This is a genomic window from Streptomyces sp. NBC_01298 (assembly GCF_035978755.1).
GTDB lineage: Bacteria > Actinomycetota > Actinomycetes > Streptomycetales > Streptomycetaceae > Streptomyces.
This window is the reverse complement of record NZ_CP108416.1, coordinates 109,642-134,868: the sequence shown is the minus strand read 5'-3', so window position 1 is coordinate 134,868 and position 25,227 is coordinate 109,642. Positions and strand designations below refer to the sequence as shown.

Sequence of the window (25,227 nt, the reverse complement as noted above, 5' to 3'; positions counted from 1 at the left end):
CGTCGGGGGCGGGGTACCGGTTCCCGTGGGTGTGTGTTCGCGGGTGGGAGTGTTCGGTTGGGGGTGTGGGGGGCCGGGGTGGTGGGGGTTTTTGTGGTGCTGGGCTGGGGTGTTGTGGGGTTTGGGGGTGGAGGTACGCGGTTGTTTTTTGGGGGTGGGGTGGGTCCAATGGGCGGGATGATCAGTTGGGTGCGCCGGTGGGTTTGGGCCTGTGGGCGTGGAGTAGAGGAGCGTTATCTGTGAACGCCTCGGCAGTGCCGTCGTCAGGGGGGCCGGCCGGTGGGGCGGTCGTGCGGCTGGGGGCTCTCGTGCCGTTGGCGCGGCCCGGGTGGGTCGATGCGGGGCGGCAGCTGCTTGCGGGGCTTGAGCTTGCCGTGCGGGAGGCCAATGACGCGGGAGGGGTTGACGGGCGGGCGCTGGAGCTCATGGTGCGGGACACCGCCGCCGATCCGGGGCGGGCCGCGGCGGCCGTGGAGGAGCTGGCCGGGCTGGGGGTGGCCGCCGTGGTGGGGGAGTACCACAGCGTCGTCGCCCGGGCCGCCGCCGCTCGGGCCGATGCCCTCGGGGTGCCGTACCTGTGTTCCTCCGCGGTGCTCGACGTGCTCACCGAGGAGCCGACGGAGTGGGTCGCGCGGCTGGCTCCGGCGCAGTCCCACGGCTGGCGGACGTACGCGGACTTTCTGTTTGAGGCGGGCCACAGGCGGATCGCGGTGGCGATCCAGCCGAGTGTCTACTGGGCTTCCGGGACGCGCATCCTGCGGGAGCGGTTTGCCGGTCGTGGGGGCGGCGTCGTCGAGATCGAGGTGGACGGGACCTCTGTTGAAGGGGTGTGTGACGTGCTCGCCGGGGAGGGGGCTACCGCGCTCCTCCTGCTGGTCGGATATCCGGAGCCGGCGGCGGCGATCGTCCGGGCGGTACGGGGCGACCGGCGGCTCGGGGAGGTGCTGATCGGCGCTCCGGCCGGACAGCCGGAGTTCGCCGGATGGGCCGAGGCGCTGGGCGGGGACGGCGCCGGGGTCCCCTTCCTGCGCTACCTGCCCGAGCGGCTCGGTCCGCTCGGGGAGCGGGTGGGGAAGGAGCTCCGCGAGCGGCTGGGCGAGGAGCCCTCGTTCGTGGCCTTCGAGGGCTGGGACAGCGTCACCGTCCTCGCCGAGGTGTTCCGTTCGCACGGCACGGACCGGGCGGCCATCGCCGCGGCATGGCCGCGGGTGGAGGTCGAGGGCACCCGTGGGCCGATCCGGTTCTCCCGGACGCCGGGGATCGGTGTCTGGCAGTGGGTCTGGGCACCCGTCCGTGTGGTCGACCGGGACCCGGCGGACGTCACCGGTCCCTTTCGGATCCTCCACGGCGAATGAGGCCGGTGGTGGCCTTCGTTCAGGTGCCGGCCAGGTGGGTGCGGTACCAGGGGGCCGCGGACGGGAGCAGGGTGAGGGGTGTGGGCGTGGGGCGCAGGCCGGTCAGCTGCCAGATGGTGTCGGAGCGCTGGTAGTAGTCGCGGGCCAGTAAGGAGAACTGGCGCTCCGTCACCTGACCTGGGCGCGCCCGGAGTTGTTCCACGCAGCGGTCCCACGGCCAGTTCTCCCGTACCACCGGCAGGATCCCTTCGGCGGCGAGGGCCGACATGAGGCCGGAGCTGGTCACCGCGGCGGGGTGGCTCGCGTGGTGGACCCCGCCCACGGCGGGGCCGGGGGCCGTGGCCAGGGTGTCGATCAGGCGGGCCAGCTCGCCGACGTCGACCACGGACAGCAGGGCGCGGCCGCCGTCCCAGCTGGCCGGGACCCGGTCCATCAGCTCGGCCAGGGCCGGGACCACCCAGCGGTCACCGGCGCCCAGCACCAGACCCGGCCGCAGGACGGTACCGCCGGCGGCCAGCACCGGGGCCTCCGCCGCCAGCCGGGTGCGGCTCGCGGCGGACGCCGGATCCGGGGTCACCTCGTCGACCTCGATCCCGCGGTGCGGGAGGTTCCCGTAGACCGCGGCCGTGGACAGGTGGACGATCCGGTCCACCCCCGCCCGCACGGCCTCCGCGAGGAGGGACGCGCCGCCCAGAACGTTGACCGTGTGGCAGCGCTCCTCGTCCCGCCCGATGTACGAGGCCAGGTTCACCAGCGCGGCCGCGCCCTCGCAGGTCCCTTTCAGGGAGCAGGGGTCGCCCAGATCCGCGCGTACCCACTCCACGCCTTCGCGCGCCGCACCGGGGGTGCGGGCGAGGGCCCGCACCAGGATTCCGGGATGGCGGGCCAGGGCGTCCAGTGCGGCCGAGCCGACGAAACCGGTGGCTCCCGTGAGGACAATGACCCTGGGTCTTTCAGATGTCTGCATAGGGGCGATTTTATCGGTCTGTGGGTGGCCGGGCCGGGTGCTCTGAAGTGCTCGTACAGCTCTTCGCCTGTTCGTTGCCGCCGAGTTCCGCCGAGTTGCCCGGTGTTCCGGTTGTACGGCCGTCGCGGCCGGCCGGTGTCGTGCGGAGCGGTCAGCGGGCGGTCCAGCCGCCGTCCACCGGGACGGTCGCGCCGACCACGAAGGACGCCTGGTCGCTGAGCAGCCACGCGGCCGCCCGTGCGATCTCGCGCGGGTCCGCCGTACGCGGCAGCGGGGCCCTGGCGTGCAGTTGCTCCTCCAGCCCCGGGTTCAGATCGAACCATTGGGCCATCATCTCGCTGCGGGTGGTGCCGGGCGCGACGGCATTGACCCGGACGCCCCGGGCGGCGTACTCGGCCGCGGCCTTCGTCAGCCCGATGACGGCGTGCTTCGCCGCGATGTACGCCGCGGACGCCGGGGTGCCGACCAGGCCCGCGACGCTGCTGTTGTTCACGATGGCCCCGCCGCCCGGCAGCATCGCGGCGATCTCGTACTTCATGCAGTTCCACGTGCCGCGGACATTGGTGGCCATGACGGCCTCGAACTCCGCGTCCTCGGTGAGGTGCAGCGGCGCGGGCACGGTACCGAGTCCGGCGTTGTTGAAGGCGGCGTCCAGGCCGCCGAAGAGCCGTACCGCCTTGTCCACGGCCGCCTCGACCTCTTCGGCGCGGGACACGTCTACGACCGCGTAGGCGGCGGTGAAACCCTGGTCCGTCAGCTCGCGGGTGAGCGTGGCCAGTTCCTCCTCACGCCGGGCGGTGAGGAGCACCGAGGCCCCGTTCTCGCAGAACACCCGGGCGGCGGCCGCCCCGATGCCGCTGCTCGCGCCGGTGATCAGGGCGCGCCTGCCCTCGAGGAGGCCGGTCTTTTCCGTCATGGTGACTCTTCCGTCTGTCGTCTTGCGCCTTGTGACTGCCGTGGTCCGGTGGGGCCTTCAGGGAGGGGATGCCCGGCACTATTGGCTGAAAATTGCCGCGTTGTGAGAGCTGGGCCCGCCCAGGATCACCGGAACCGTGCGGTGGCCGTTGGAGACGAAGGAGAACTTGGGCCGGAGTTCATCGGCCGGCACGGCCAGGGCGATGCCGGGGAACCGCTCGAAGAGCGCCGACAGTGCGATGGCGACCTCCATCCGGGCCAGGTTCACGCCGAGGCAGTGGTGGGCTCCGTACCCGAACGACACGTGGTCGGCCCGGGTGACGCGGGTGATGTCGAAGTGGTCCGCCCCGGCCCCGTGGTGGAGGGGGTCGCGGCCCGCTCCGGCGAAGCAGATGACGATCGCGTCGCCCTGCGGGATCCGCACGTCGTCGTCGATCTCGATCGTCTCGACGGCGTAGCGCAGGATGCTGTGCGCGCCGGGCGGGTCCACGCGCAGGGATTCGTCGATGACGTCTTCCCAGGAGGCCTTGCCGTCCCGTACGAGGGCGAGCTGGTCGGGGTGCGTGAGGAGGGAGACGACCGCGTTGTCTATGAGGTTCACGGTGGTCTCGTAGCCGGCGGTGAAGAGGAGAATGAGGTTGTCGAGCAGTTCCTTCTCGCTCATATCCGCCATGCCCGAGTCGCGTGCGGAGATGAGGCCCGATGCCAGGTCGTCGGCGGGATTTTTTCTCTTGTGGGCCACGACTTCGTTGAGGATTTCGTACATGGCTATGCCGTTCGCCATCGCGTCCTCGGGGGTGATCGAGGTGGCGAAGAATCCTTCGATGATCTTCTGGAGCGGGTCGCGCGCGGAATCCGGTATTCCGAACAGCTCGCAGACCACGGCGTGCGGCAGTAGGTGGGCGAATTCCTCGCGGAGGTCCACGGGCTCTTCCCGCGGTCCCCGTTCCAATCGGTCGAGCAGTCCGGCGGCGATTTCCTCGACCCGGGGCCGCAGGGCCGCCACGCGGCGCATGGTGAACTCCCCCGCCACCGGCTTGCGCAGGCGCGCGTGCTCCTCTCCGTAGGCGGTGACCATGTTCTGCACCGAGACCCAGATGGCCAGCGGCCACTCCTGGTCGACTTCTCCGTTGATCCACGCCGGCCAGTGCCGGTAGGCGTCCTTCGATACCCGGGGATCGGTGAGCAGGCGTTTCACGAGCGCGTAGTCCGTGACGGACCACGCCTCCACTCCGCCGGGGAGCACGATCCGCACGGCCCGGCCAAGGGAGCGTATTTCCTTGATCTCTCCGTGTATGTCCTGGCCGAGCGGATCGATGGCGAACGGGCACTGCCTGCTCACAGGAGTATCCCTCCTACAACTGCTGGTGACGGTGAGTCGGATGACGTCACAGGCTGACACGCCCACGACCTTCCCGCCACTTTGCGCATGGGTCCGTCGGCCAGCGGATCGCAGGGAACCGATGCCCATTTCGTTCGAAAGTGAGGTGATCAGGAGGAAACGGGAATTGCTTCCAGGTGGGCGTCGAAGACCCGCTGGCCGCTCTGATGGCCGGTCACGCTCAGGGAGAGGGTGTTGTCACGGCTCCGGGCCATCGGCTGCGCCTGGATCAGACAGGGGGAGTGGAACTCCACGTACCGCTCGAAGGCCAGGCGCAGGGCCACGGGGTACAGCCGGGTGGTGCCGGCGACGGCGAACGCGGCCTGGTGGGTGGCTTCCAGGAGGACCATGCCGGGCACGTGATCGTTCTTGTGCGCGAACAGCGTGGTGTTCGTGGTGTACGGCCGCAGCGTCCAGCAGAGGGGATCCATGGTGGGAGCCAGCAGGACATGACTCGGATCGGTCCGCAGGACGAGGGAGGGGTGCACCGGCTCCGGCACGGGCAGGACCGGGCGGGCGTCCGCGTACTCACCGCGCATCCGGCGGTAGGCGCCGGGAGAGGTGCACGTCATGCTGCCGTCGCCGGTGGCGATGACCCGGCCGCTCTGGATCACGTCCATGTGGCACACCATGCCGGAGAAGCGGGTGCCGCGGCGGTTGACGTTCGTGCAGGTGACGTCGATGTGCATGGGGGAGTCGTCGTCCGCTGCCAGCAGTTCGGGATTGATCCGGTACTGGAGGTCGGACATCAGGAAGTGGTGCCCGAGGGGGACGTCGTACTCGGCGTGCGAGAGCAGGATGCCCGTCTGGCGGATGGCCTCCGCGATGACGGCCGGCGAACGGAAACCGTGGAGCCCGGTATGGAACGGGTGGTTTTCAGGCCAACGCACGGTGACGTCGAATCGGTCGGGAGCTGTGCGTTTCCAAGCCGAGAGGAAAACCTCGGAGGTGTCAGGCCGGTGCACGAGCCAGTTGGGTACGGCCGGAGGCCTTGCATCTGAGACCCCGACCGGCGGTCTTTGGGCGTTTTCGTTCGCATACGAGGTGATTAACATGAATTCCCCTCCGGACTTCGAGGCAGATTCGAGCCACTCGTGGTAAGTCTTGGTCCGCCGCAAGATACGTGCTGCCTGGTATAATTTGCAACGGCTGTTTTCGGTGACATGCTCATACCCCCGAGGAGGTGCATTCAGTTGGCCACCAGCAGCGTGGAAGGAGCGAGGGTGTCTCAGAGGGAGACTTCTCGGCGCACCCGGCAACTCATCGTCGAGGCCGCCGGCGCCGTGTTCGCAGAGAAGGGCTTCAACGGGGCCACGATCGCGGACGTCTACCAGCGGCTCGGGCTGACCAAGGGCGCCTTCTACTACTACTTCAAAGGCAAGGAAGAGCTGGCCCAGGCCGTTTTGGCCAGCCAGATCGACACGGTCGGCTTCCCGCTCGTACCGCGGAGCACCCGGCTGCAGGAGCTGATCGACAAGGGCATGCTCTTCGCCGTTCAGATCCGCAGCGATCCGATCGTGCAGGGCAGTCTGCGGCTGTCCCTGGAGCGCGGCAGCCACCACGAGCACCGCATGCGCCCCTACCAGGACTGGATCGACCACAACCGGTTCGCCCTGGGCGAGGCCCGGGCGTGCGGTGAACTCCACGCGCACGTGGACCTGGACGCGGTCGCCAACCTGTTCGTCGGCGGCTTCACCGGAGTGCAGGTGCTCTCGGAGGTGATGGCCGACTGGGAGGACCTGGAAGTACGGGTATCCGTGCTGCTCAGGCACATCATGCCGATCATCGCGCTGCCGACGGTGCTGGCCGAGCTCGACATGGCACCCGGTCGCGCCGAGCGGGTCATGGCCGACCTGGAGAAGCACCTGCGGGAGCGGGCCGAGGCCGAACTCGTCGAGTCGGCCGAGCTCCAGGCCTAGCACCGCCGCGCAGCACCCCGCGGTCGGGCGTCCTGTGGGCGGCCCGGTTCCGACACTTCCCTCCGCCGGGCGTCATCGACGCCCGGCGGAGGCGTTTGCGCAACCCATTCGGCGCTCCGGGCGGCGACATCAGATCTTCCGATGAGCCGTTGCCTACCTTCATGCACGTTTGTTTCCATGGGCGCGGCCCCGGGCCACATACGAGGCTCTTGACCGACCACGGAGAACCCACATGATCAAGCTCGATGACATCCGCCGGCACGCGGCGGGCGGCGTGACGCGGGATGCCTTGGTCGACGGCCAGGTGCGGCTGACCTGGGGCCAGTTCGCCGAGACCGTGGAGCGGACGGCGGCCGGACTCACCGAGCACCTGCCGCAGGAGGGCGCGGTCCGGGCGGTCTTCCTCGCCGGGAACAGCTGGCAGCTCACCGTCGCGATGAGCGCCTGCGCCACCCTCGGCGTCTCCTGCACCGGTCTCGACCCGCAGAGCGGCAAGGACGATCTGGGTCAGGTGCTCTCCTGGCTGGAGCCGTCCGTGGTCTTCGTGACCTCGGAGCACCACGCCACCCTCGACCAGCTCGTGTGGCCCAGCGGCCCGAAGGCCGTGCACGTCCTGCTGGACGGGATCACGGCTCCCGGCGCCCCGGCCGCCCCCGGCAAGCACGAGGCGCTCAACTTCGACCTGCTGACCTCGGCCGAACCCCTGCGCACCCTGCCGGCTCCCCGGCCGTACGAGTCCTTCGCGGTCAGCGCGCGCAGCGAGGGCCCCTCCCGCCTCGCCGTGCGCCGCACCCCCTCCGAGGGCCGCCACCTGGTCGACCTCGTGGACGAGTTCGGGCTCAACCGGGACGACGTGCACCTGGCCTGCGCCCCGCCGACCGAGCCCACCGCTCTGGCGCTGGCCCGCACGATGCTCGGCATCGGCGCCACCGTCGTCCTCGCGGACGGAGCCGGCCCCGAGACCCTGACCGCGCTGCTCGTCGCCGAGCGGGTCAGCACCGGGGTGATCACCCCCTCCGCCCTGCACGGGCTGCTCGGACTGCCGGAGACCGCCGATCCCTCGCCGCGCACCCGCCACCTGCGGTTCCTCCTCACCCCCGGCGCCCACCTGGGCCGCTGGACCGTCAACACGGCCTGGGAGCGGCTCGGCCCGGTGCTGCACACCGCGCTCGGCAGCGCGGAGACCGGGCTGACCGCCGTCATGGGCCCCGAGGAACTGCTGGTCTCGCCGCCGCGCTCGGGCCACACCACGCTCGGCACCACCGTCGCCGTCCTCGGCGAGGACGGGCAGCCGGTGCGGCAGGGCGAGAGCGGGCGCCTGGCGTTCGCGGGCCACCAGGTCATGGACGGCTACCTGGACGGCGAGACGCAGGTCGCCGAGCTGGACCTCGGCTGGGGCGCGGAGCGCTTCCTGGTCACCGACGAGTCCGGGTACGTGGACGAGACCGGCCGGCTGCTGGTCACCGGGCGGGTCACCGAAGTACCCGTGGTGGTCCGCGATTCGGCGGTCGACACCGAGCTGTTCCGGCTGGAGTCGGACCTGCTCAACCTGCCCTGCCTGCGCGACACCGCCGTCATGCGGGTCAGCAACGCGGTGCTGGGCGACGCGATCGTGGTCCCCTTCATCGCCGTGGCGGTCGGCCGCGAGGCCACCGGGTACCAGGCGCTCAGCGCCGCCTGCGCCCGCCGGGTCCCGTCGCTGCCCGCGCACGTCATCGCCGTCGACACCATCCCGTACAGCCCGACGGGCCGGATCCGCACCGGGGACCTGCTCGACGCGGTGCTGCCCATCATCACTCTGAACCTGCAGCTTGAGCAGTCGATGCAACAGGAGATGTCCGCGTGAACCTGCCCTCCTTCGACGACCAGCCGTACGACGAGGTGCTGGTGGAGGACTTCGAGGCGGCCTTCTTCGCGCTCGAACTCGAACTCCTCGACCTGCCCTGCGTCCAGGACATCGCGGTGATGCGCACCAGGCTCCCCGAGGTGGGAGAGACGCTGGTGGTGGCCTTCGTACCGCTCCTGGAGGAGGACCAGGAGGCCGGCGGGCGCCAGGCCGCGCTGGCCGCCTGCGAGCGGCGCATGCCATGGGTGCTCTCGCACGCGGTGGCCGTCGACGCGATCCCGCGGGCGGCCGACGGATCCGCGCGCACGGGGCTCCTGATCGACCGTCTGCTCCCGCAGATCGCCCGGGACCTCCTCTCGCCGATGGAGATGTCCGACTAGTCCACTCCGCCCAACCCGCTGTCAACCACGAAGCAGCGGCTGACCTGTGGCCATGCCCTCCCTGCGGGCATGGCCACAGGTATGTCCGGGGTACGTCGGGAACGTGAAGCGCGAATCCTCGTACTGCAGTTATACCTGCACCGTGGTATGTTCCCAGTCTCCGAGGCTCTGAGTCTCGCAGAAGGGAGCCCCTGCCGTGCAGTTCCAGCAGTTACGCTCGTTCCGTGAAGTGGCCGCCGAGATGAGCTTCACTCGCGCCGCTCGCAACCTCCACTACTCGCAGCCCAGCGTCACCGCCCACATCAAGAACCTCGAGGACTACATCGGGGCCGAGCTGTTCCATCGCGCCGGCGGCCGGGTCCAGCTCACCGAGGCGGGCATGCGACTGCTGCCGCACGTGGAGAAGATCATTCTGATAGCCGAGGCCGCCTGTATCGACGCGGCGTCCGCCAGCCACACCCGTCCCGCGGCCTGACCAGCCGGCCGACATCTTTTGCGGTTCTTTTCCATTCGGCCCGGCCGCGTATCCGAATTACCTGGATCAATGCCGGGCCGAAGTTATTTCGGAGCATCCGGAACGCATGACTCCGCAATATCGAGAAGCGTGGAGCGCCCCTTCTCTCTGAAGTCAACAAGGCTTCTCCTGCTCGCAGTTGACGTACCCCCTCGAACGTGATGGCGCCAGGGTTGGCGTAGATGGGCAATTGTCCGTGCGCGGCCCCGCAAGAGCGGATCGGCGGCCGAGCCTACGCTCGGGGCAATCGAACTGTGCGTCCGGCAGCGGTCGCGTGTATTACCCCTGGAGAGGACACCAAAATGGGTCAGGTCCCGATAGTGGATCAGTCGGCCGGCGAGGCTCCGAACGACCTCATGACGGGCGACTCCTACCTGGAGAGCCTGCGCGACGGTCGCCAGGTCTTCGTGGACGGCGAGCTCGTCAAGGACGTGACGACGCACCCGGCCTTCGCCATGGCCGCGCGGTCGACCGCGCACCTCTACGACGCGCTCCACCACCCGGACACCAAGGACCTGATGACGACGGTCGACCGGTACACGGGGTACCGCGTCCACCGCTTCTTCACCCCGGCGCACTCGGGCGAGGACCTCATCAAGGCCCGCGACGCCATCGAGCACTGGGCCCGCCTGAGCTACGGCTTCATGAACCGCACGCCCGACTACAAGGCGTCGTTCATGGCCGGCCTGGCCGTCACCCACGACTTCTACGAGCCCTTCGGCGACAACGCCCGCGCCTGGTACGAGAAGTACGCCCGCCAGGGCCTCTCGATCAGCCACGCGATCGTCAACCCGCCCGTCGACCGCAACAAGTCGGCGCACGAGATCCGCGACGTCTACCTCAAGGTCGTCGAGGAGCGCGAGGACGGCATCGTCGTCGAGGGCGCCAAGCTCATGGCCACCGCCTCGGCGCTGAGCAACGTCGCCTTCGTCGGCCAGATCCACCTGGCCAACCTCGAAAAGGGCAAGGCCGAGGACATGGCGCTGGCCTTCCTGGCCCCGCTGAACACCCCCGGCATGAAGGTCGTCTGCCGCACCTCCTACGAGTCCAAGGCCACCAGCCCGTTCGACAACCCGCTCTCCAGCCGGTTCGACGAGAACGACGCGGTGCTGGTCTTCGACAAGGCGTTCATCCCGTGGGAGAACGTCCTGATCTACCGGGACACCGAGAAGATCCACCAGTACTTCCCGCGCTCCGGCCTGCTCTCCCGCGGCTTCTTCCAGGGCGCGATCCGCATGTCGGTCAAGCTGGAGTTCATGGCGGGCGTCCTCGACCGGGGCACCCGCATCAACGGCACGGACGGCTTCCGCGGCGTCCAGGCCGGCCTCGGCGAACTGCTCGCCTGGCGCCACCAGACCTGGGCCGTCACCACCGCCATGGCCCTGGACCCGGAGGCCGGCCCGGCCGGCACCGTCCTGCCGCGCATGGACTACTCGGCCGGCTACCGGGCGCTCGCCCCGCTCAGCTGGGAGCGCACGCACCGCTTCTTCGAGGAGCACCTCGCGGGCGCGCTGCTGATGACCCCCTCCAGCGCCAAGGACCTCCAGCACCCCGAGCTGCGTCCGCTGCTCGACCGCTACTACCGCGGCACCGGCGCCACCGCCGAGGAGCGCACCAAGCTCTTCAAGCTGGCCTGGGACGCGATCGGCACCGAGTTCGGCGCCCGCCACGAGCTGTACGAGCTCAACTACGCCGGCGGTCCCGACCAGGTGCGCCTCGACACGCTGAACTGGTCGCGCGGCGCCGGTCTGCTCGACAACTACGGCGACCTCGTCCAGAAGGCCCTGGACGACTACGACCTCGACGGCTGGACCCGCGGCCGCTGGGCCCAGGACAGCTGACCGTCAAGCCCGCGTACGGACGGGTGCCCGCGGCCGAAGCGCCGCGCGCACCCGTCCGCGCCCAGCAGAGAGGCCCGGCCATGAACCACGACCTGCGCGATGTGATGCGTTCCTTCGCCACCGGGGTGTGCGTCGTCAGCACCTACACCGACAAGGACGGCGCGCGCACCCACAACGCGATCACCGTCAACTCGCTCACCTCCGTTTCCCTGGAACCGCCGCTGGTGTCCCTGAGCTTCCGTCACGACTCGGAGTTCTTCGCCGAGCTGCTGCGCACCGGGGTCGTGGGGATCTCGATCCTCGGCGCCGAGGGCGAGTCGACGGCCCGCGCGTTCGCGCGCCGGCGGCCCGAGCGCGACCAGGCGCTGACCGAGGTGGCCGGGGCTCCGGGCGAGGCCACCGGGACGCTCCTGTTCGACGCGGCTGCCTGGATGGAGTGCAGCCTGCGCGACCACGTGGTGGCCGGCGACCACGTGATGGTCATCGGCGAAGTCGTCGCCATGGGTGCCCGCGAGACCCAGACCCCCCTGATCTTCCTTCAGGGCGGATTCCACAGATTCGAACTGGAACAGGTGTGAAGTGCGCGCGAAGAAGCTGCTGAGCTGGCGGGTGCTCCTCGGAGCTGCCCTGGCCATATCGGCCCTGACCCTGCTGATCCTGCCGGGCGACCCGGCCCAGGCCACGGACTCCACCGCGGAGGCCGCGGCGCGTACGTCGGGCCCGGTGACCGTGTGCCTGGTGACGCGGGACGCCCCGACCCGCGAGCGCACCGTCAAGGTCGCGCAGTGGGCCTCGCAGGTCCTGCTCCAGGAGACGCTCTCCTACGCGGGCCCGTGCTCCTCCTACGGCACCCCGAGCGCCCTGGGCAACGGCACGGTGCGCACGTACGCGCAGATCAACGGCGTGAAGCCGCAGACCGTCGGCATCGTATTCCCCCAGTCCATGCTGACCAACCTGCCGACCACCATGACCGACGGGCACCACTGCTTCGACGTGAACGGTGACGGCTCGGTCGACCAGCACACCGAGTGCGTCGGCGGCCACGAGCGCCCGCTGGACCTTCCCTCGCAGCTCACCGCGCTGCCCGGCATGCCGCTCAAGTGGGCCCTGGTCAACTTCAACCCGATGGGCCACGGGCCGGAGCACATCTACGACACCCCGCACTTCGACTTCCACTTCTACACGCAGTCCAAGGCGGAGCGCGACGCGATCCGCAGCGGCCCCTGCGGCCTGGCCATCAACTGCGACGACTACGCGACGGCCATCGAGCCGATCCCCCCGCAGTACCTGCCGGCGGACTACGTGAACAACAACGTGGCCGAGGCGGCCATGGGCAACCACCTGATCGACCTCAACTCGCCCGAGTGGAGCTCGATCGCCTTCACCCAGACCTTCATATACGGCGCCTACGACGCCAAGATCAGCTTCCTCGAGCCGATGATCACGAAGGCCTGGTTCGAGGGCATAGCCGCCGGGGTCAACCCGAGCCGCTGCTGGCCCATAAAGCAGCCGCAGCAGTGGCAGATAGGCGGCTGGTACCCGCAGGAGTACTGCATCGACTACCGCGCCAATCGCGGGGACTTCACCGTCTCGATGAAGAACTTCAAGAACTCCGCCGCCTGAGTCGCAAAGACCCAAACCCTTGGCCGACCGGTTCCGCCCCCGCCGCACCGGGGGTGGCCGGCGGCTCCCACTGAATCCCCGGAGTAGGCGAGGAAAGGGCCACCGTGATCGCGGACAGCAAGGCCGGCGCACGACGACCCCGCGCCTTCCACGAATTGATAGGTGACTGACACATGTCCCGTGGATTCTCGATCGGCATCGTCGGAGGAGGCGCGGCTGCAGTCTGCTTGATCGACGCGTTGTCGCGAACACAAAGCGAACCGGGCAGCCTCACGGTCTTCGAACCGTCACCGCACCTGTGGCGGGGGCGCGCCTACCAGGTGGACACCGAGACCCTCAAGGTCAACGCGACCCCCGACGACATGTCCGTGCGCGCCGGCGACCTCCAGCACTTCGAGAACTGGCTGGAGACGCGGGACAAGGTCATCGGGGTCCGCACCGGAGTCGACCGCTGGTCGGGGAGCCGCTTCGCCCCCCGCACCGTCTACGGCGAGTACCTGGAGCAGACGGCCTACGCGGCCCTCGGCGAACTGCGCCGCCAGGGCTGGCGGGTCGACCTCGTCGGCGAGGGGGTCACCTCCGCGAGCCGCGCCGCCAACCGGGTGCTGCTGCGCACCGGCAACGGCCGGGCCCGCGCCTTCGACTACGCCATCCTGTGCGTCGGCGGCGACAGCCCCAAGGACGTCTACGGTCTGGGCGACACCCCCGGCTTCGTCGGGGACCCGTACCCGATCGTCAACAAGCTGGCGAACGTCGGCGAGCGGGAGCACGTCGCGATCATCGGCAGCGGCCTGACCGCCATCGACATCATCCTGTCGCTGGCCGCCCAGGGGCACCAGGGCAAGATCAGCCTGCTGTCCCGGCGAGGCGTCCTGCCCGGCGTACGGCAGAAGGCGGTCCCCTTCGAGCTGCGGCACTTCACCCCGCACCGGATGGAGGAGCTGGCCGCGATCCACCCCGAGATCTCCCTCGAGGACATCGCCACCATCATGCGGGCCGAGTTCCGCGACGTGGGCGCCGACCTCGACGCCGTCGTCTCGGAGATCATCCGGGTTGACCTGGAGGACCCGGTCGACCGGCTGCGCCGGCAGATCGAAGAGGTCGACTCCCCCCACATGGGCCTGCGCATCCTCCAGCGCGCGGTTCCCGAGACCGGCCCCGACGTCTGGCCGATGCTGCGCGAGCAGGACAAGGTCCAGCTGCTGCGCGCCCACTACCGCACGATCATGAGCCTGTGCTGCCCGATGCCGCCCGGCAGCGCCGGAGTCCTCCTCGACCTCGTCGAGGCGGACAAGCTGGAGATCGTCGCCGGCCTGCAGAACATCACCCCGAACCCCGAGGCCGGCTTCGACGTCGTCACCGCCGAGGGACACGACTTCACGGCCGACCGCGTCATCAGCGCGGTCAACGCCTCCGAGGGGCGCATCCCCACCAGCGCCGCGCCCCTGGTCACCTCGCTCATGCGCAGCCGCGTCGCCAGCCGGCACCCCCACGGCGGCCTGCACATAGCGCGTCCGACCAGCCAGCTGACCACCAACGGCCGGCCCGACCCGCGCCTGTACGGGCTCGGCAACATCGCCGCCGGCTCGCTCTTCTTCACCTTCGGGATCCCCTCCCTGGTCGACCGCAGCCAGGACATCGTCGGCGCGATCCTGCAGCACGCCGAGACCGTCACGGCCGCCACCCAGGAGAACGAGGACGTCCTGCTCACGGTCTAGCGCCGCCCGCACCCGCATCCGTACCGCCGCCCGCACCAGTACCCGTAGCCGTACCCGCACCGACACCGGAAGACGACCCGGAGATTCCGGAGATGAGGACCCCCGAGCATGAGCGTCACCGAGACCGACCGGCCCGCCTACCTGGCGGACACGCACACCGGCCTGCCGATCCCCAGCGAGCCGGTCTTCGCCACCCACGAGGAGACGCGCCGCCACCGCAAGCAGCGGCTCGCCGCCGCGCTGAGGCTGTTCGGGAAGTACGGCTTCGGTGAGGGCATCTCGGGCCACATCTCGGTCCGCGACCCGGAGCACGAGGACCGGTTCTGGGTGAACCCCTTCGGCGTCTCCTTCAACCTGGTCCGCGTCGCCGACCTTATCTGCGTGGACTCGGCGGGCAACGTCGTAGAGGGTAAGCACCGGGTCAACCCCAGTGCGTTCGTCATCCATTCGGCCATCCACGAGATGCAGCCGGGTGCCACGGCGGCCGCCCACGGCCACACCGCGCACTCCCGCGCGCTGGGCGCCCTGGGCCGCCTGCTGGACCCCATCGACCAGGAATCGTCGGCCTTCTACAACCGCCAGGTCCTCTACGAGGAGTACGAAGGCCCCTCCGTCTCGGCCGAACTCGGCCGCGACATCGCGGAGAAGCTGGGCGACAACCGCGCGATCCTGCTGCGCCACCACGGCCTGATAACCGTCGGCGGATCGCTCGACGAGGCCGTGCACTGGTTCTTCACCTACGACAGCTGCGCCCAGGTGCAGCTGCTCGCCAGGGCCGCGGGCACGCCCAAGAGCTTCACCCATGAGCAGGCCGTCGCCGCTGGGGACGGCTTCGGCAACGAGCAGCTGGGCTGGTTCAGCTTCCAGCTGCTCTGGGACGAGATCATCCGCGAGCAGCCCGACTTCCTCGAAGAGGACTAGCCCGCGCTCCTCGTCCGGCACCACCCCCGAAGAATCACCGAGGAAGAAGAGGCACCACCATGAACATCCTGCTTTTCGGAGCCAGCGGACACATCGGCAGCGCCATCGCCGGCGAACTGCTCTCCCGCGGCCACGCCGTCACCGGCGTGACCCGCACCGGCGAGATCGCGGGCAACGGCCACGAAGGCCTCAAGGTCATCGCCGGTGACGCCACCGACGCGGACACCGTGGCCGACCTGTCCGCGGCGGGCTACGACGCCGTCGCCTCGGCCGTCGGCCCCAAGCTCGGCGTCGACGACGACCACAAGATCATCGTCGGTGCGGCCAACGCGCTCATCGAGGGCCTCACCCGCAGCGGCGTACGCCGTGTCGTGGTCCTCGGCGGCGCCGGCAGCCTGGAGGTCGCCCCGGGCGTCAAGGTCATCGACAACCCGAACTTCCCGGCCATGTGGAAGCAGAACGCGCTCGCCCAGAGCGAGGCGCTCGCCCTCTACCGCCAGGCCGGCTCCCTGGACTGGACGTTCATCTCCCCCGCCGCCCAGATCGAGCCCGGTCCGCGCACCGGGACCTATCGCGTCGGTGGTGAGCAGCTCCTGGTGGACGCCGAAGGCAAGAGCCAGATCAGCATCGCCGACTACGCGGTCGCCTTCGCGGACGAACTGGAGCGCGGCGACGCGATCCAGGCCCGCATCACCGTCGCCTACTGATTCCGCGTCCCCCGGAGGGGATCAGACACATGACTTCATCCGCCACACCGAAGAGCGCCGGCATCGTCCGGTTCGCGATCATCCTCGGTGCACTCACCGCTCTCGGCCCGCTGGCCAACGACGCCTACATGCCGGGCCTTCCGCAGATCGCCGAGGACCTGAGCACCAGCGCCTCGGCGGCCCAGCTCAGCCTCACCGCCTGCCTGCTGGGCCTCGGCATCGGCCAGCTCATCGCCGGACCCGTCAGCGACGCGCTCGGCCGCCGCCGGCCGCTCATCGCGGGTCTGGCGCTGTTCGCCGTCACCGCCCTGCTGTGCGCCTTCGCCCCCAACATCTGGACGCTGGTCGGGCTGCGCGCCCTCCAGGGCCTCGGCGGCGCCACCGGCATCGTCATCGCCTCCGCGGTCGTGCGCGACCGGCACACCGGGCCCGCCGCGGCCCGGTTCTTCGCGATGCTGATGCTCATCACCGGCATCGCGCCGATCCTGGCCCCCGTCCTCGGCGGCCAGCTGATGCTCGTCACCTCGTGGAAGGGCATCTTCATCGCCCTCGCCATCATCGGCGCCCTGATGCTCATCGGCGTCGCCGGCGCCCTGCCCGAGACGCACCCCGCCGAACGGCGCGTGCACGGCGGCCTCAAGGCCACCGGCCCGATCTTCCGCCGGCTGCTCGGCGACAAGGTGTTCGTCGGCTACAACCTGGCCTGCGGCTTCGCCTTCGCCGCGATGTTCGCCTACATCTCCGGCTCGACCTTCGTGCTCCAGTCCATCCACGGAATGTCCCCGCAGGCGTACAGCGTCGTCTTCGGCGTCAACGCCCTCGGCCTGGTCATCGCCGCGCAGGTCAGCGGCCGCATCGTGCACAAGACCGGCCCGCGCGCCCTGCTCGCCACCGGTCTGGCCGTCTCCGCGGTCGGCGGCCTCGGGCTGCTCGCCGTCGTCCTCACCGACGCCGGTCTGGCCCCGCTGCTCGTCGCGCTCTTCCTGGTCGTCTCCAGCGTCGGCCTCGTCCTGCCGAACTCCTTCGCGCTGGCCCTCCAGGACCACGGCGACGTGGCCGGTTCGGCCGCCGCGCTGCTGGGCCTGTCCCAGCACCTGATCGGCGCGGCCGTGGTGCCGCTCGTCGGCCTGGCCGGCGAGGACAGCGCGGTTCCGATGGGCATCGTCATCGCCGTCCTCGGCGTCGGCGGTCTGCTCTTCTTCGGCCTCACCAAGGGCCACAAGGCCGCCGGTGAGGAAGCCGGGCCCGGAGCCCAGGCACCCGAGGCCGTTCCTTCCGGGGTCCACGAGCCGGTCTAGGCCCCTGGCGAGACAGGCACCCGCAACGGATTGCCCACCGGGGGTCCGTACGGCCGCACCACCGTACGGACCCCCGGCTCCCGGGGCCGCCATCCCGGGCGGCGACAGGCCCACACCTCTTCCCTTTCCCACCGAAACCGATCGAGGCACAGCCACCATGACCCTCGCCACGCACGCCACGGCCGTCGACTCCTGGCGGCTGCTGCCCGCCGCCCAGCAGCCGTCCTACCCCGATCCGGTCGCCCTGCGCTCCGCGCTCGACGACCTCGCCTCCTTCCCGCCCCTGGTCTTCGCCGGCGAGTGCGACCGGCTGCGCGACCGGCTCGCCGACGTCGCCCGGGGCGAGGCCTTCGTCCTCCAGGGCGGGGACTGCGCCGAGACCTTCGACGCCGTCAGCTCCGACCAGGTCCGCGACAAGGTGCAGACGCTGCTCCAGATGGCCGCCGTCCTCACCTACGCGAGCTCCGTGCCCGTGGTGAAGATCGGCCGGATCGCCGGGCAGTACTCCAAGCCCCGCTCCAAGCCCACCGAGATCCGCGATGGTGTCGAACTGCCCGTCTACCGCGGTGACTCCGTCAACGGCCTCGCCTTCACGCCCGAGTCCCGCACCCCGGACCCGGAGCGGCTCAAGCGGATGTACCACTCCTCCGCCGCCACCCTGAACCTCGTACGGGCCTTCACCACCGGCGGCTACGCCGACCTGCGCCAGGTCCACGAGTGGAACCGCGACTTCGTCGCCGCCTCCCCGGTCGGTGAGCGCTACGAGCGCCTCGCCGGGGACATCGACTACGCCCTGACCTTCCTCGCCGCCTGCGGCGCCGACCCGGCCGCCGTCCACTCCTCCGAGATCTTCGCCAGCCACGAGGCCCTGCTGCTGGACTACGAGGCCGCGCTCACCCGCGTCGACGCCCGTACCGGCCAGCTGTACGACGTCTCCGGCCACATGATCTGGATCGGTGAGCGCACCCGTCAACTGGACGGCGCCCACATCGAGTTCGCCTCCACGGTGCAGAACCCCATCGGAGTCAAGCTCGGCCCCACGACCTCCGCCGACGAGGCCCTGCGCCTCATCGACAAGCTGGACCCGCAGCGCGAACCCGGCCGCCTCACCTTCATCACCCGGATGGGCGCCCGCAACATCCGCGAGATCCTCCCCGAGCTGATCGGCAAGGTCACCGCCGAGGGCGCGCGACCCGCGTGGATCTGCGACCCGATGCACGGCAACACCTTCGAGGCGCCCAGCGGCCACAAGACCCGGCACTTCGACGACGTCCTCGACGAGGTCACCGGCTTCTTCGAGGTCCACCGCGCGCTCGGCACCCACCCCGGCGGCATCCACATCGAGCTGACCGGCGACGACGTCACCGAATGCGTCGGAGGCGGCGCCGAGGTCCGGCTCACCGACCTCGGACAGCGCTACGAGTCCGCCTGCGACCCGCGGCTGAACCGCAAGCAGTCGCTCGACCTGGCCTTCCGGGTCGCCGAGCTGTACCGCGGTCGCGCGACGGCCGGCGCGGCCCGCCCCGAAGCCGTACCGGCCGCCGCCTGATCCCGAGCGACCGATCGACGTACCGTCCTGAAGCAAAGGGAGAAGCCCATGTCCGTGCGTGCCCTGCGCGGTGCCATCCAGCTGGAAGTCGACGAGCGGGGCCACCTGCTGGACGGGGTCCGAACGCTGTTCCAGGAGATGCTCGCCGCCAACGGGCTCGACCAGGAGGAGCTGGTCAGCCTGTTCTTCACGGCGACCCCCGACCTGGTCAGCGAGTTCCCGGCGGTCGCCGCCCGCGAACTGGGCGTGACCGACGTGCCGATGATGTGCGCGCAGGAACTGGACATCGCCGGGGCCCTGCCCCGGGTCGTGCGGATCCTCGCGTACGCCGAGACGGAACTGTCCAAGCGCGAGATCAAGCACGTCTACCTGGGCGGTGCGGCCGCCCTGCGCCGAGACCTGGTCACCGCCGGGGAATCCAGATGATCCGCTCCGCCGCGGTGGTGGGGACGGGCCTCATCGGAACCTCCATCGCACTGGCCCTGTCCCGCCGAGGGGTGGCCGTCCACCTCATGGACGCGAACGACTCGGCCGCCCGCACCGCCGCCTCGCTCGGCGCCGGCACCGTCGGCGCCCCGAAGACCACCGTGGACCTGGCCGTACTGGCCGTCCCGCCGGCCCAGGTCGGCACCGTGCTCGCCGCCCAGCAGAGGCTGGGCCTGGCCCGCTCGTACACCGACGTCGCCAGCGTCAAGACCGAACCGGAGATCGGGGTCCTCGCCGCCGGCGCCGATCCCGTCAGCTTCATCGGCGGACACCCGATGGCCGGCCGGGAGCGCTCCGGCCCGCTCGCCGCCTGCGCCACCCTCTTCGAGGGCCGCTCCTGGGTGCTGACCCCCACGGCCCACACCAGCCGCGACGCCCTCAACATGGCGCTCATGATGGTCTCCCTGTGCGGGGCGATGCCCGTCGTCATGGACAGCGACGTCCACGACCGGGCCGTGGCCCGCGTCTCCCACACCCCGCACGTGGTGGCCTCGCTGATGGCCGCCCGCCTCCAGCACCTCCCGGAGGACGCCTGCCGGCTGGCCGGACAGGGGCTGCGCGACGTGACCCGGATCGCCGGGGGCGACCCCCGGCTGTGGAGCGACATCCTGGAGTCCAACGCCACCGCGGTCGCCGACGTGCTGACCGAGCTCGCCGAGGACCTCCAGGTCACCGTGGCCGCCCTGCGGGGCCTCGCCACCGACGACGCCGACGAACGCGCCCAGGGCACCACGCTCCTGGCCGACCTGCTCGGCCGCGGCCTCAGCGGCCGCGACCGCATCCCCGGCAAGCACGGGCACCCGGTGCCCGCCTGCGCTCCGGTCCGCGTCCTGATCGGGGACCAGCCCGGCGAACTCGCCCGGCTCCTCGCGAACGCCGCCGAACTCGCCGTCAACATCGAGGACATGACCATTGACCACTCGCCCGGCGACGAGAGCGGCCTGGTCGAGCTGATGGTCGCCCGCGGGACCGCCGTCACCCTGTCCCAGGGCCTGATGGGAGCCGGCTGGCGGGTCCAGCGGATGGGGCCGATCGAGGCTCCGCCGGTGGCCGTGGGCGTCTGACCCCGCGCCCGCGGATCCCCGTACGACCCCTTCCGCCATCCCTCCCCCCTCCACGGGGATCCGGCCGCCCCACCGGCCGGGTCCGACCGCCCACCACGCCGGCCCACCACCCCGCATGACAGAGGATCACCCTTGAGTACTTTGCGATGGCTCACCGCGGGCGAATCGCACGGCCCCGCCCTCACCGCCGTCCTCGAAGGCCTGCCCGCCGGCGTGGAGATCTCCACCAAGGCGGTCGCCGACTCCCTCGCCCGCCGCCGCCTCGGCCACGGCCGGGGCGCCCGGATGGCCTTCGAGCGGGACGAGGTGACCTTCCTCGGCGGTGTCCGCCACGGCCTCACCCAGGGCGGACCGGTGTCGATCCAGGTCGGCAACACCGAATGGCCCAAGTGGGAGACGGTGATGGCCGCCGACGGGGTGGACCCGGAGGTGCTGGCCGGCCGGGCGCGCAACGCCCCGCTCTCGCGCCCCCGCCCCGGCCACGCCGACCTCGCCGGGATGCAGAAGTACGGATTCGACGACGCCCGCCCGGTCCTGGAGCGGGCCAGCGCCCGCGAGACCGCCGCCCGGGTCGCCGTCGGGGAAGTCGCCCGGGCCTTCCTCAAGCAGGCGTACGGGATCACGATCGTCAGCCACGTCGTCTCGCTCGGCGCGGCCGTCGCACCCGAGGGACTGGTGCCGGAGCCGTACGACACCGAGCGCGTGGACGCCGACCCGGTGCGCTGCCTGGACCCGGAGGCCTCCGCCGCGATGGTCGCCGAGATCGACCGGGCCCACGAGAACGGCGACACCCTCGGCGGGGTCGTCGAGGTGCTCGCGTACGGACTTCCGCCGGGCCTGGGCAGCTACGTCCACGGCGACCGGCGCGTCGACTCCCGGCTCGCGGCCGCCCTCATGGGCATCCAGGCCATCAAGGGCGTGGAGTTCGGCGACGGCTTCGGCCTAGCCAAGGTCCCCGGCTCCCTCGCGCACGACGAGATCGAGCGGGACGGGCAGGGGGCCGTCCGCCGCCGCACCGCCCGCTCCGGCGGGGTCGAGGGCGGGATGACCACCGGCGAACCGCTGCGGGTGCGCGCCGCCATGAAGCCCATCGCCACCGTGCCGCGGGCCCTGGCCACCATCGACGTCGCCACCGGCGAGCCGGCCGTCGCCCACCACCAGCGCTCCGACGTCTGCGCGGTGCCCGCCGCGGCCGTCGTGGCCGAGGCGATGACGGCGCTGGTCCTCGCGCACGCCGCGCTGGAGAAGTTCGGCGGGGACTCCCTCGCCGAGACCGCCCGCAACCACCGGGGCTACCTCGAGAACCTGGCCGTCCGGTGAGCGCCCCGACGCTGAACACGCCGGCGCTGGCGGGGAGCACCCGGATCACGGTCGGGGGCGAGCGTCCCTACGAGGTCGTCGTCGGTCACGGGCTGACCGGTGAGACCGGGCGCGTACTGGGCTCCGAACCGCTGCGGGTGGCCGTCGTGCACTCCCGCACGCTGCTGGCGACCGCCCGGCGGATCGCGCGGGAACTCAACGACGAGGGACGCGTCGTCGTCTCGCTGGAAGTGCCCGAGGGCGAAGCCGCCAAGGACATGACCGTCGTGACCGGCCTGTGGCGGGCCCTCGCCGACGCCGGGTTCACCCGCTCCGACGCCGTCGTGGCCGTCGGGGGCGGCGCCACCACCGACCTCGCCGGGTTCGCCGCCGCCGGGTGGCTGCGCGGCGTGCGGCTGGTGCTCGTCCCGACCACCCTGCTCGGCATGGTCGACGCCGCCATCGGCGGGAAGACCGCCGTGAACCTGCCCCAGGGCAAGAACCTGGTCGGCGCCTTCCACCCGCCCGCCGGGGTGCTGTGCGACCTGGACCTGCTGGACACCCTGCCGCCCGCCGACTACGTCAGCGGCCTCGCCGAGGTGATCAAGGCCGGGTTCATCGCCGACCCGGAGATCCTGCGCCTGGTCGAGGAGGACCCCGCCGGGCCCGTCCACACCCGGGAGCTCGTGGAGCGCGCCATCCGCGTCAAGGCGGAGGTCGTCACCGAGGACTTCCGGGAGGACGGCCGCCGCGAGCACCTCAACTACGGGCACACGCTGGGCCACGCCATCGAGCGGGTCGCCGGCTACCGGGTCCGGCACGGTCACGCGGTGGCCGCCGGCATGGTCTTCGCCGCCGAACTCGCCCGGCTCGACGGCCGGCTGTCCGCCGCCGACGCCGACCGCCACCGCACCCTCCTCGCCGCCGCCGGCCTGCCCACCACCCACGCCGGGGCCTGGGCCCCGCTGCGCGACGCGATGGGCATCGACAAGAAGACCCGGGGCAACCGGCTGCGGTTCGTCGTGCTCGACGCCATCGGCCGCCCCGCCCTGCTCACCGCCCCGGACGAGGACCTGCTCCGGGCCGCCTACGAGCGGATCTCCCGGTGAAGCGGGCCCCCGTCCGCTACGCCCGTGCCCGCGCCGTCCGGCGTGCCCGCGCGGTCCGCCACGGCGGATCGGTCCGGCCGGCGGGGTGGGCCGGCGGGGGCGCAGCAGCCGAACGCACCGCAGGCCCCGTACGCGCGGAAGCGGTGGGAGCCGCGGGACCCGCACGCACACCCGTATCCGAATCCCCCGAACAGGAAGGCCCGTCATGACCGTCGCCACCGCCCCGCAGGCGCCCGCCCTGCTCTGGGGGGACGCCGACCGCCGGGCCGTCGAGGTCGCCCGCGCGCTGACCGTGGACGCGGTCGAGGCGGCCGGGCACGGACACCCCGGCACCGCCATGAGCCTCGCGCCGGCCGCCTACCTGCTCTTCCAGCGGCTGCTGCGGCACGACCCCCGGGACCCGCGCTGGGCCGGCCGGGACCGGTTCGTGCTCTCCTGCGGCCACGCCAGCCTGACCCTCTACACGCAGCTCTACCTGTCGGGCTACGGGCTCACCCTCGACGATCTCAAGGGCCTGCGCACCGAGGGCAGTCTGACCCCCGCGCACCCCGAGTACGGGCACACCCCGGGCGTGGAGACCACCACCGGCCCCCTCGGCCAGGGCCTCGCCAACGCGGTGGGCATGGCCATGGCGGCCCGGCGCGAGCGCGGCCTGTTCGACCCGGAGGCCGCGCCCGGCGCCTCCCCCTTCGACCACACCATCTGGGCCATCGCCTCCGAGGGAGACCTGGAGGAGGGCGTCGCGCACGAAGCCAGCTCGCTGGCCGGACACCAGCGCCTCGGCAACCTCGTCGTTCTCTACGACGAGAACCGCATCTCCATCGAGGACGACCGGCAGATCGCGCACTCCGAGGACACCCTCGCCCGCTACCGGGCGTACGGCTGGCACGTGCAGGAGGTCGACTGGACGGCGGGCGGGGAGTACACCGAGGATGTCGAGGCCCTGAACCGGGCGCTCGTCACCGCCCGGGAGACCACCGACCGGCCCTCCCTGGTATCGCTGCGCACGATCATCGGCTGGCCCGCGCCGAAGAAGCGCAACACCGGCGGCATCCACGGATCCGCCCTCGGCGCCGAGGAGGCCGCCGCCGCCAAGGCGGCGATGGGCCTCGACCCCTCGCTCTCCTTCCAGGTCCCCGACGAGGTCCTGGCCCACGCCCGCCGGGTCGCCGACCGCGGCGCCGAGGCCCACCGCCAGTGGGACAAGACCCTCGCCGACTGGCGCGCCCTCAACCCCGGGCGCGCCGAGCTCTTCGACCGGCTCTCGGAGCGCCGGCTGCCCGAGGGCTGGCAGGAGAGCCTGCCGGTGTTCGCCGGGGGCGGCCAGATGGCCACCCGCAAGGCGTCCGGGGAGGTGCTGAACGCCCTGGCCCCCGTCCTGCCCGAACTGTGGGGCGGCTCCGCGGACCTCGCCGAGTCCAACCTGACCACGATGAAGGGCGAACCCTCCTTCGTCCCCGAGGAGTTGGCGACGGAGGCGTACTCCGGCCACCGGTACGGGCGGACCCTGCACTTCGGCATCCGCGAGCACGCCATGGGCGCGATCCTCAACGGCATCGCCCTGCACGGCGGGACCCGCCCCTACGGCGGCACCTTCCTGGTGTTCTCCGACTACATGCGGCCGGCCGTGCGCCTCGCGGCCATGATGAAGCTGCCCGTCACCTACGTCTGGACCCACGACTCCATCGGCCTCGGCGAGGACGGCCCCACCCACCAGCCCATCGAGCACCTCTGGTCGCTGCGCGCCATCCCCGGCCTGGACGTGGTCCGGCCCGCCGACGCCAACGAGACCGTCGTCGCCTGGCGCACCATCCTGGAGAACGACGACCGCCCGGCGGGCCTGTGCCTGTCCCGGCAGAACCTGCCCGTGCTGGAGCGCACCGAGGAGAGCGGGCTGTCCCCCGCAGAGGGCGCCGCGCGCGGCGGGTACGTCCTGGCCGAGGCCGAGGGCGGGCGCCCCGAGGCCATCCTCATCGCCACCGGCAGCGAGGTGCCCATCGCGCTCGACGCCCGCCGCATCCTCCAGGACGGGGGCCTCGCCACCCGGGTGGTGTCCATGCCCTGCCTGGAGTGGTTCCAGGCACAGGAGGAGGCCTACCGGGAGGAGGTGCTCCCCACGGATGTGGCCGCCCGGGTCTCCGTCGAGGCCGGGTCCAGCCTCGGCTGGTACGCCCTGGTCGGCGCGGCCGGCACCTCGCTGGGCATCGACTCCTTCGGTGCCTCCGCCCCGTACCAGTCCCTGTACGAACTCCACGGCCTGACGGCGCCGAAGGTGGCGGCGGCGGCCCGCGCGAGCTTCGAGCGGGCCCAGCGCAGAGGCTCCGTACGATGAGCG

At 71.3% G+C, this 25,227-nt stretch carries 22 protein-coding genes; 18 read left to right on the top strand and 4 right to left on the bottom strand.

Translation table 11 applies throughout. The features are described from left to right. Positions 1–239: 239 nt before the first annotated feature. On the top strand, positions 240–1,355 hold the full coding sequence (locus tag OG730_RS43375; protein ID WP_442815248.1) for an ABC transporter substrate-binding protein: 1,116 nt from the start codon (positions 240–242) through the stop codon (positions 1,353–1,355). 19 nt (positions 1,356–1,374) lie between these two features. Here OG730_RS43375 and OG730_RS43370 read toward each other — a convergent pair whose 3' ends face one another. The 4 genes from OG730_RS43370 to OG730_RS43355 form a co-directional block, all read right to left on the bottom strand. After that, complete coding sequence (locus OG730_RS43370) at positions 1,375–2,322, bottom strand: NAD-dependent epimerase/dehydratase family protein (RefSeq protein ID WP_327309998.1); 948 nt, start codon at positions 2,320–2,322, stop codon at positions 1,375–1,377. Between the two features lie 151 nt (positions 2,323–2,473). Further along, positions 2,474–3,238, bottom strand: coding sequence for an SDR family NAD(P)-dependent oxidoreductase (locus OG730_RS43365; protein WP_327309997.1), 765 nt, complete (start codon positions 3,236–3,238; stop codon positions 2,474–2,476). A gap of 78 nt (positions 3,239–3,316) precedes the next feature. Then, positions 3,317–4,579 carry a cytochrome P450 family protein gene (locus OG730_RS43360; protein ID WP_327309996.1) on the bottom strand — a complete coding sequence of 421 codons (1,263 nt, stop codon included), beginning with the start codon at positions 4,577–4,579 and terminating at the stop codon, positions 3,317–3,319. A gap of 149 nt (positions 4,580–4,728) precedes the next feature. Beyond that, positions 4,729–5,673 carry a ScbA/BarX family gamma-butyrolactone biosynthesis protein gene (locus OG730_RS43355; RefSeq protein WP_327309995.1) on the bottom strand — a complete coding sequence of 315 codons (945 nt, stop codon included), beginning with the start codon at positions 5,671–5,673 and terminating at the stop codon, positions 4,729–4,731. Between the two features lie 168 nt (positions 5,674–5,841). Between OG730_RS43355 and OG730_RS43350 the strand changes: the two genes are divergently transcribed. The 17 genes from OG730_RS43350 to tkt all read left to right on the top strand — a co-directional run bounded on the left by OG730_RS43350 (position 5,842) and on the right by tkt (position 25,224). Beyond that, positions 5,842–6,537 (top strand): ScbR family autoregulator-binding transcription factor, encoded by a 696-nt coding sequence (locus OG730_RS43350; RefSeq protein WP_327309993.1) that lies wholly within the window; start codon positions 5,842–5,844, stop codon positions 6,535–6,537. A 232-nt stretch (positions 6,538–6,769) separates the two neighbouring features. Further along, entirely contained in the window at positions 6,770–8,383 is a 1,614-nt protein-coding gene (locus OG730_RS43345; protein WP_327309992.1) for a class I adenylate-forming enzyme family protein, read from the top strand. Next, the gene (locus tag OG730_RS43340) at positions 8,380–8,763 is read left to right on the top strand and encodes a hypothetical protein (protein WP_327309991.1); all 384 of its coding nucleotides are present in this window, start codon (positions 8,380–8,382) and stop codon (positions 8,761–8,763) included. The genes OG730_RS43345 and OG730_RS43340 overlap by 4 nt, the downstream gene beginning before the upstream one ends. A 196-nt stretch (positions 8,764–8,959) precedes the next feature. Further along, positions 8,960–9,238 (top strand): LysR family transcriptional regulator, encoded by a 279-nt coding sequence (locus OG730_RS43335; RefSeq protein ID WP_327309990.1) that lies wholly within the window; start codon positions 8,960–8,962, stop codon positions 9,236–9,238. A 341-nt stretch (positions 9,239–9,579) separates the two neighbouring features. Continuing rightward, on the top strand, positions 9,580–11,118 hold the full coding sequence (locus OG730_RS43330) for a 4-hydroxyphenylacetate 3-hydroxylase family protein (RefSeq protein WP_442815247.1): 1,539 nt from the start codon (positions 9,580–9,582) through the stop codon (positions 11,116–11,118). An 80-nt stretch (positions 11,119–11,198) separates the two neighbouring features. After that, the gene (locus tag OG730_RS43325) at positions 11,199–11,696 is read left to right on the top strand and encodes a flavin reductase family protein (protein WP_327309989.1); all 498 of its coding nucleotides are present in this window, start codon (positions 11,199–11,201) and stop codon (positions 11,694–11,696) included. Between the two features lies 1 nt (position 11,697). Then, complete coding sequence (locus OG730_RS43320; RefSeq protein WP_327309988.1) at positions 11,698–12,741, top strand: hypothetical protein; 1,044 nt, start codon at positions 11,698–11,700, stop codon at positions 12,739–12,741. A gap of 173 nt (positions 12,742–12,914) precedes the next feature. After that, complete coding sequence (locus OG730_RS43315) at positions 12,915–14,459, top strand: FAD/NAD(P)-binding protein (protein WP_327309987.1); 1,545 nt, start codon at positions 12,915–12,917, stop codon at positions 14,457–14,459. Positions 14,460–14,567: 108 nt separating this feature from the next. After that, positions 14,568–15,380: a class II aldolase/adducin family protein gene (locus tag OG730_RS43310; RefSeq protein ID WP_327309986.1), complete on the top strand. Its 813-nt coding sequence runs from the start codon at positions 14,568–14,570 to the stop codon at positions 15,378–15,380. A 59-nt stretch (positions 15,381–15,439) separates the two neighbouring features. Further along, positions 15,440–16,087 (top strand): NAD(P)-dependent oxidoreductase, encoded by a 648-nt coding sequence (locus tag OG730_RS43305; RefSeq protein WP_327309985.1) that lies wholly within the window; start codon positions 15,440–15,442, stop codon positions 16,085–16,087. 29 nt (positions 16,088–16,116) lie between these two features. Next, positions 16,117–17,385, top strand: coding sequence for a multidrug effflux MFS transporter (locus OG730_RS43300; protein ID WP_327309984.1), 1,269 nt, complete (start codon positions 16,117–16,119; stop codon positions 17,383–17,385). Positions 17,386–17,542: 157 nt separating this feature from the next. Next, a complete protein-coding gene (locus OG730_RS43295) occupies positions 17,543–18,934 on the top strand; it encodes a class II 3-deoxy-7-phosphoheptulonate synthase (RefSeq protein ID WP_327309983.1) in 1,392 nt (463 codons plus the stop codon). 48 nt (positions 18,935–18,982) lie between these two features. Then, complete coding sequence (gene aroH, locus OG730_RS43290; RefSeq protein WP_327309982.1) at positions 18,983–19,360, top strand: chorismate mutase; 378 nt, start codon at positions 18,983–18,985, stop codon at positions 19,358–19,360. Further along, positions 19,360–20,484, top strand: coding sequence for a prephenate dehydrogenase (locus OG730_RS43285; protein WP_442815250.1), 1,125 nt, complete (start codon positions 19,360–19,362; stop codon positions 20,482–20,484). The genes aroH and OG730_RS43285 overlap by 1 nt, the downstream gene beginning before the upstream one ends. A 132-nt stretch (positions 20,485–20,616) precedes the next feature. Further along, a complete protein-coding gene (aroC, locus tag OG730_RS43280) occupies positions 20,617–21,804 on the top strand; it encodes a chorismate synthase (RefSeq protein WP_327309980.1) in 1,188 nt (395 codons plus the stop codon). A gap of 26 nt (positions 21,805–21,830) precedes the next feature. Beyond that, positions 21,831–22,892: a 3-dehydroquinate synthase gene (gene aroB / locus OG730_RS43275; protein WP_327310028.1), complete on the top strand. Its 1,062-nt coding sequence runs from the start codon at positions 21,831–21,833 to the stop codon at positions 22,890–22,892. Between the two features lie 205 nt (positions 22,893–23,097). Further along, complete coding sequence (gene tkt / locus OG730_RS43270) at positions 23,098–25,224, top strand: transketolase (protein ID WP_327309979.1); 2,127 nt, start codon at positions 23,098–23,100, stop codon at positions 25,222–25,224. The last annotated feature ends 3 nt before the right edge of the window (positions 25,225–25,227 follow it).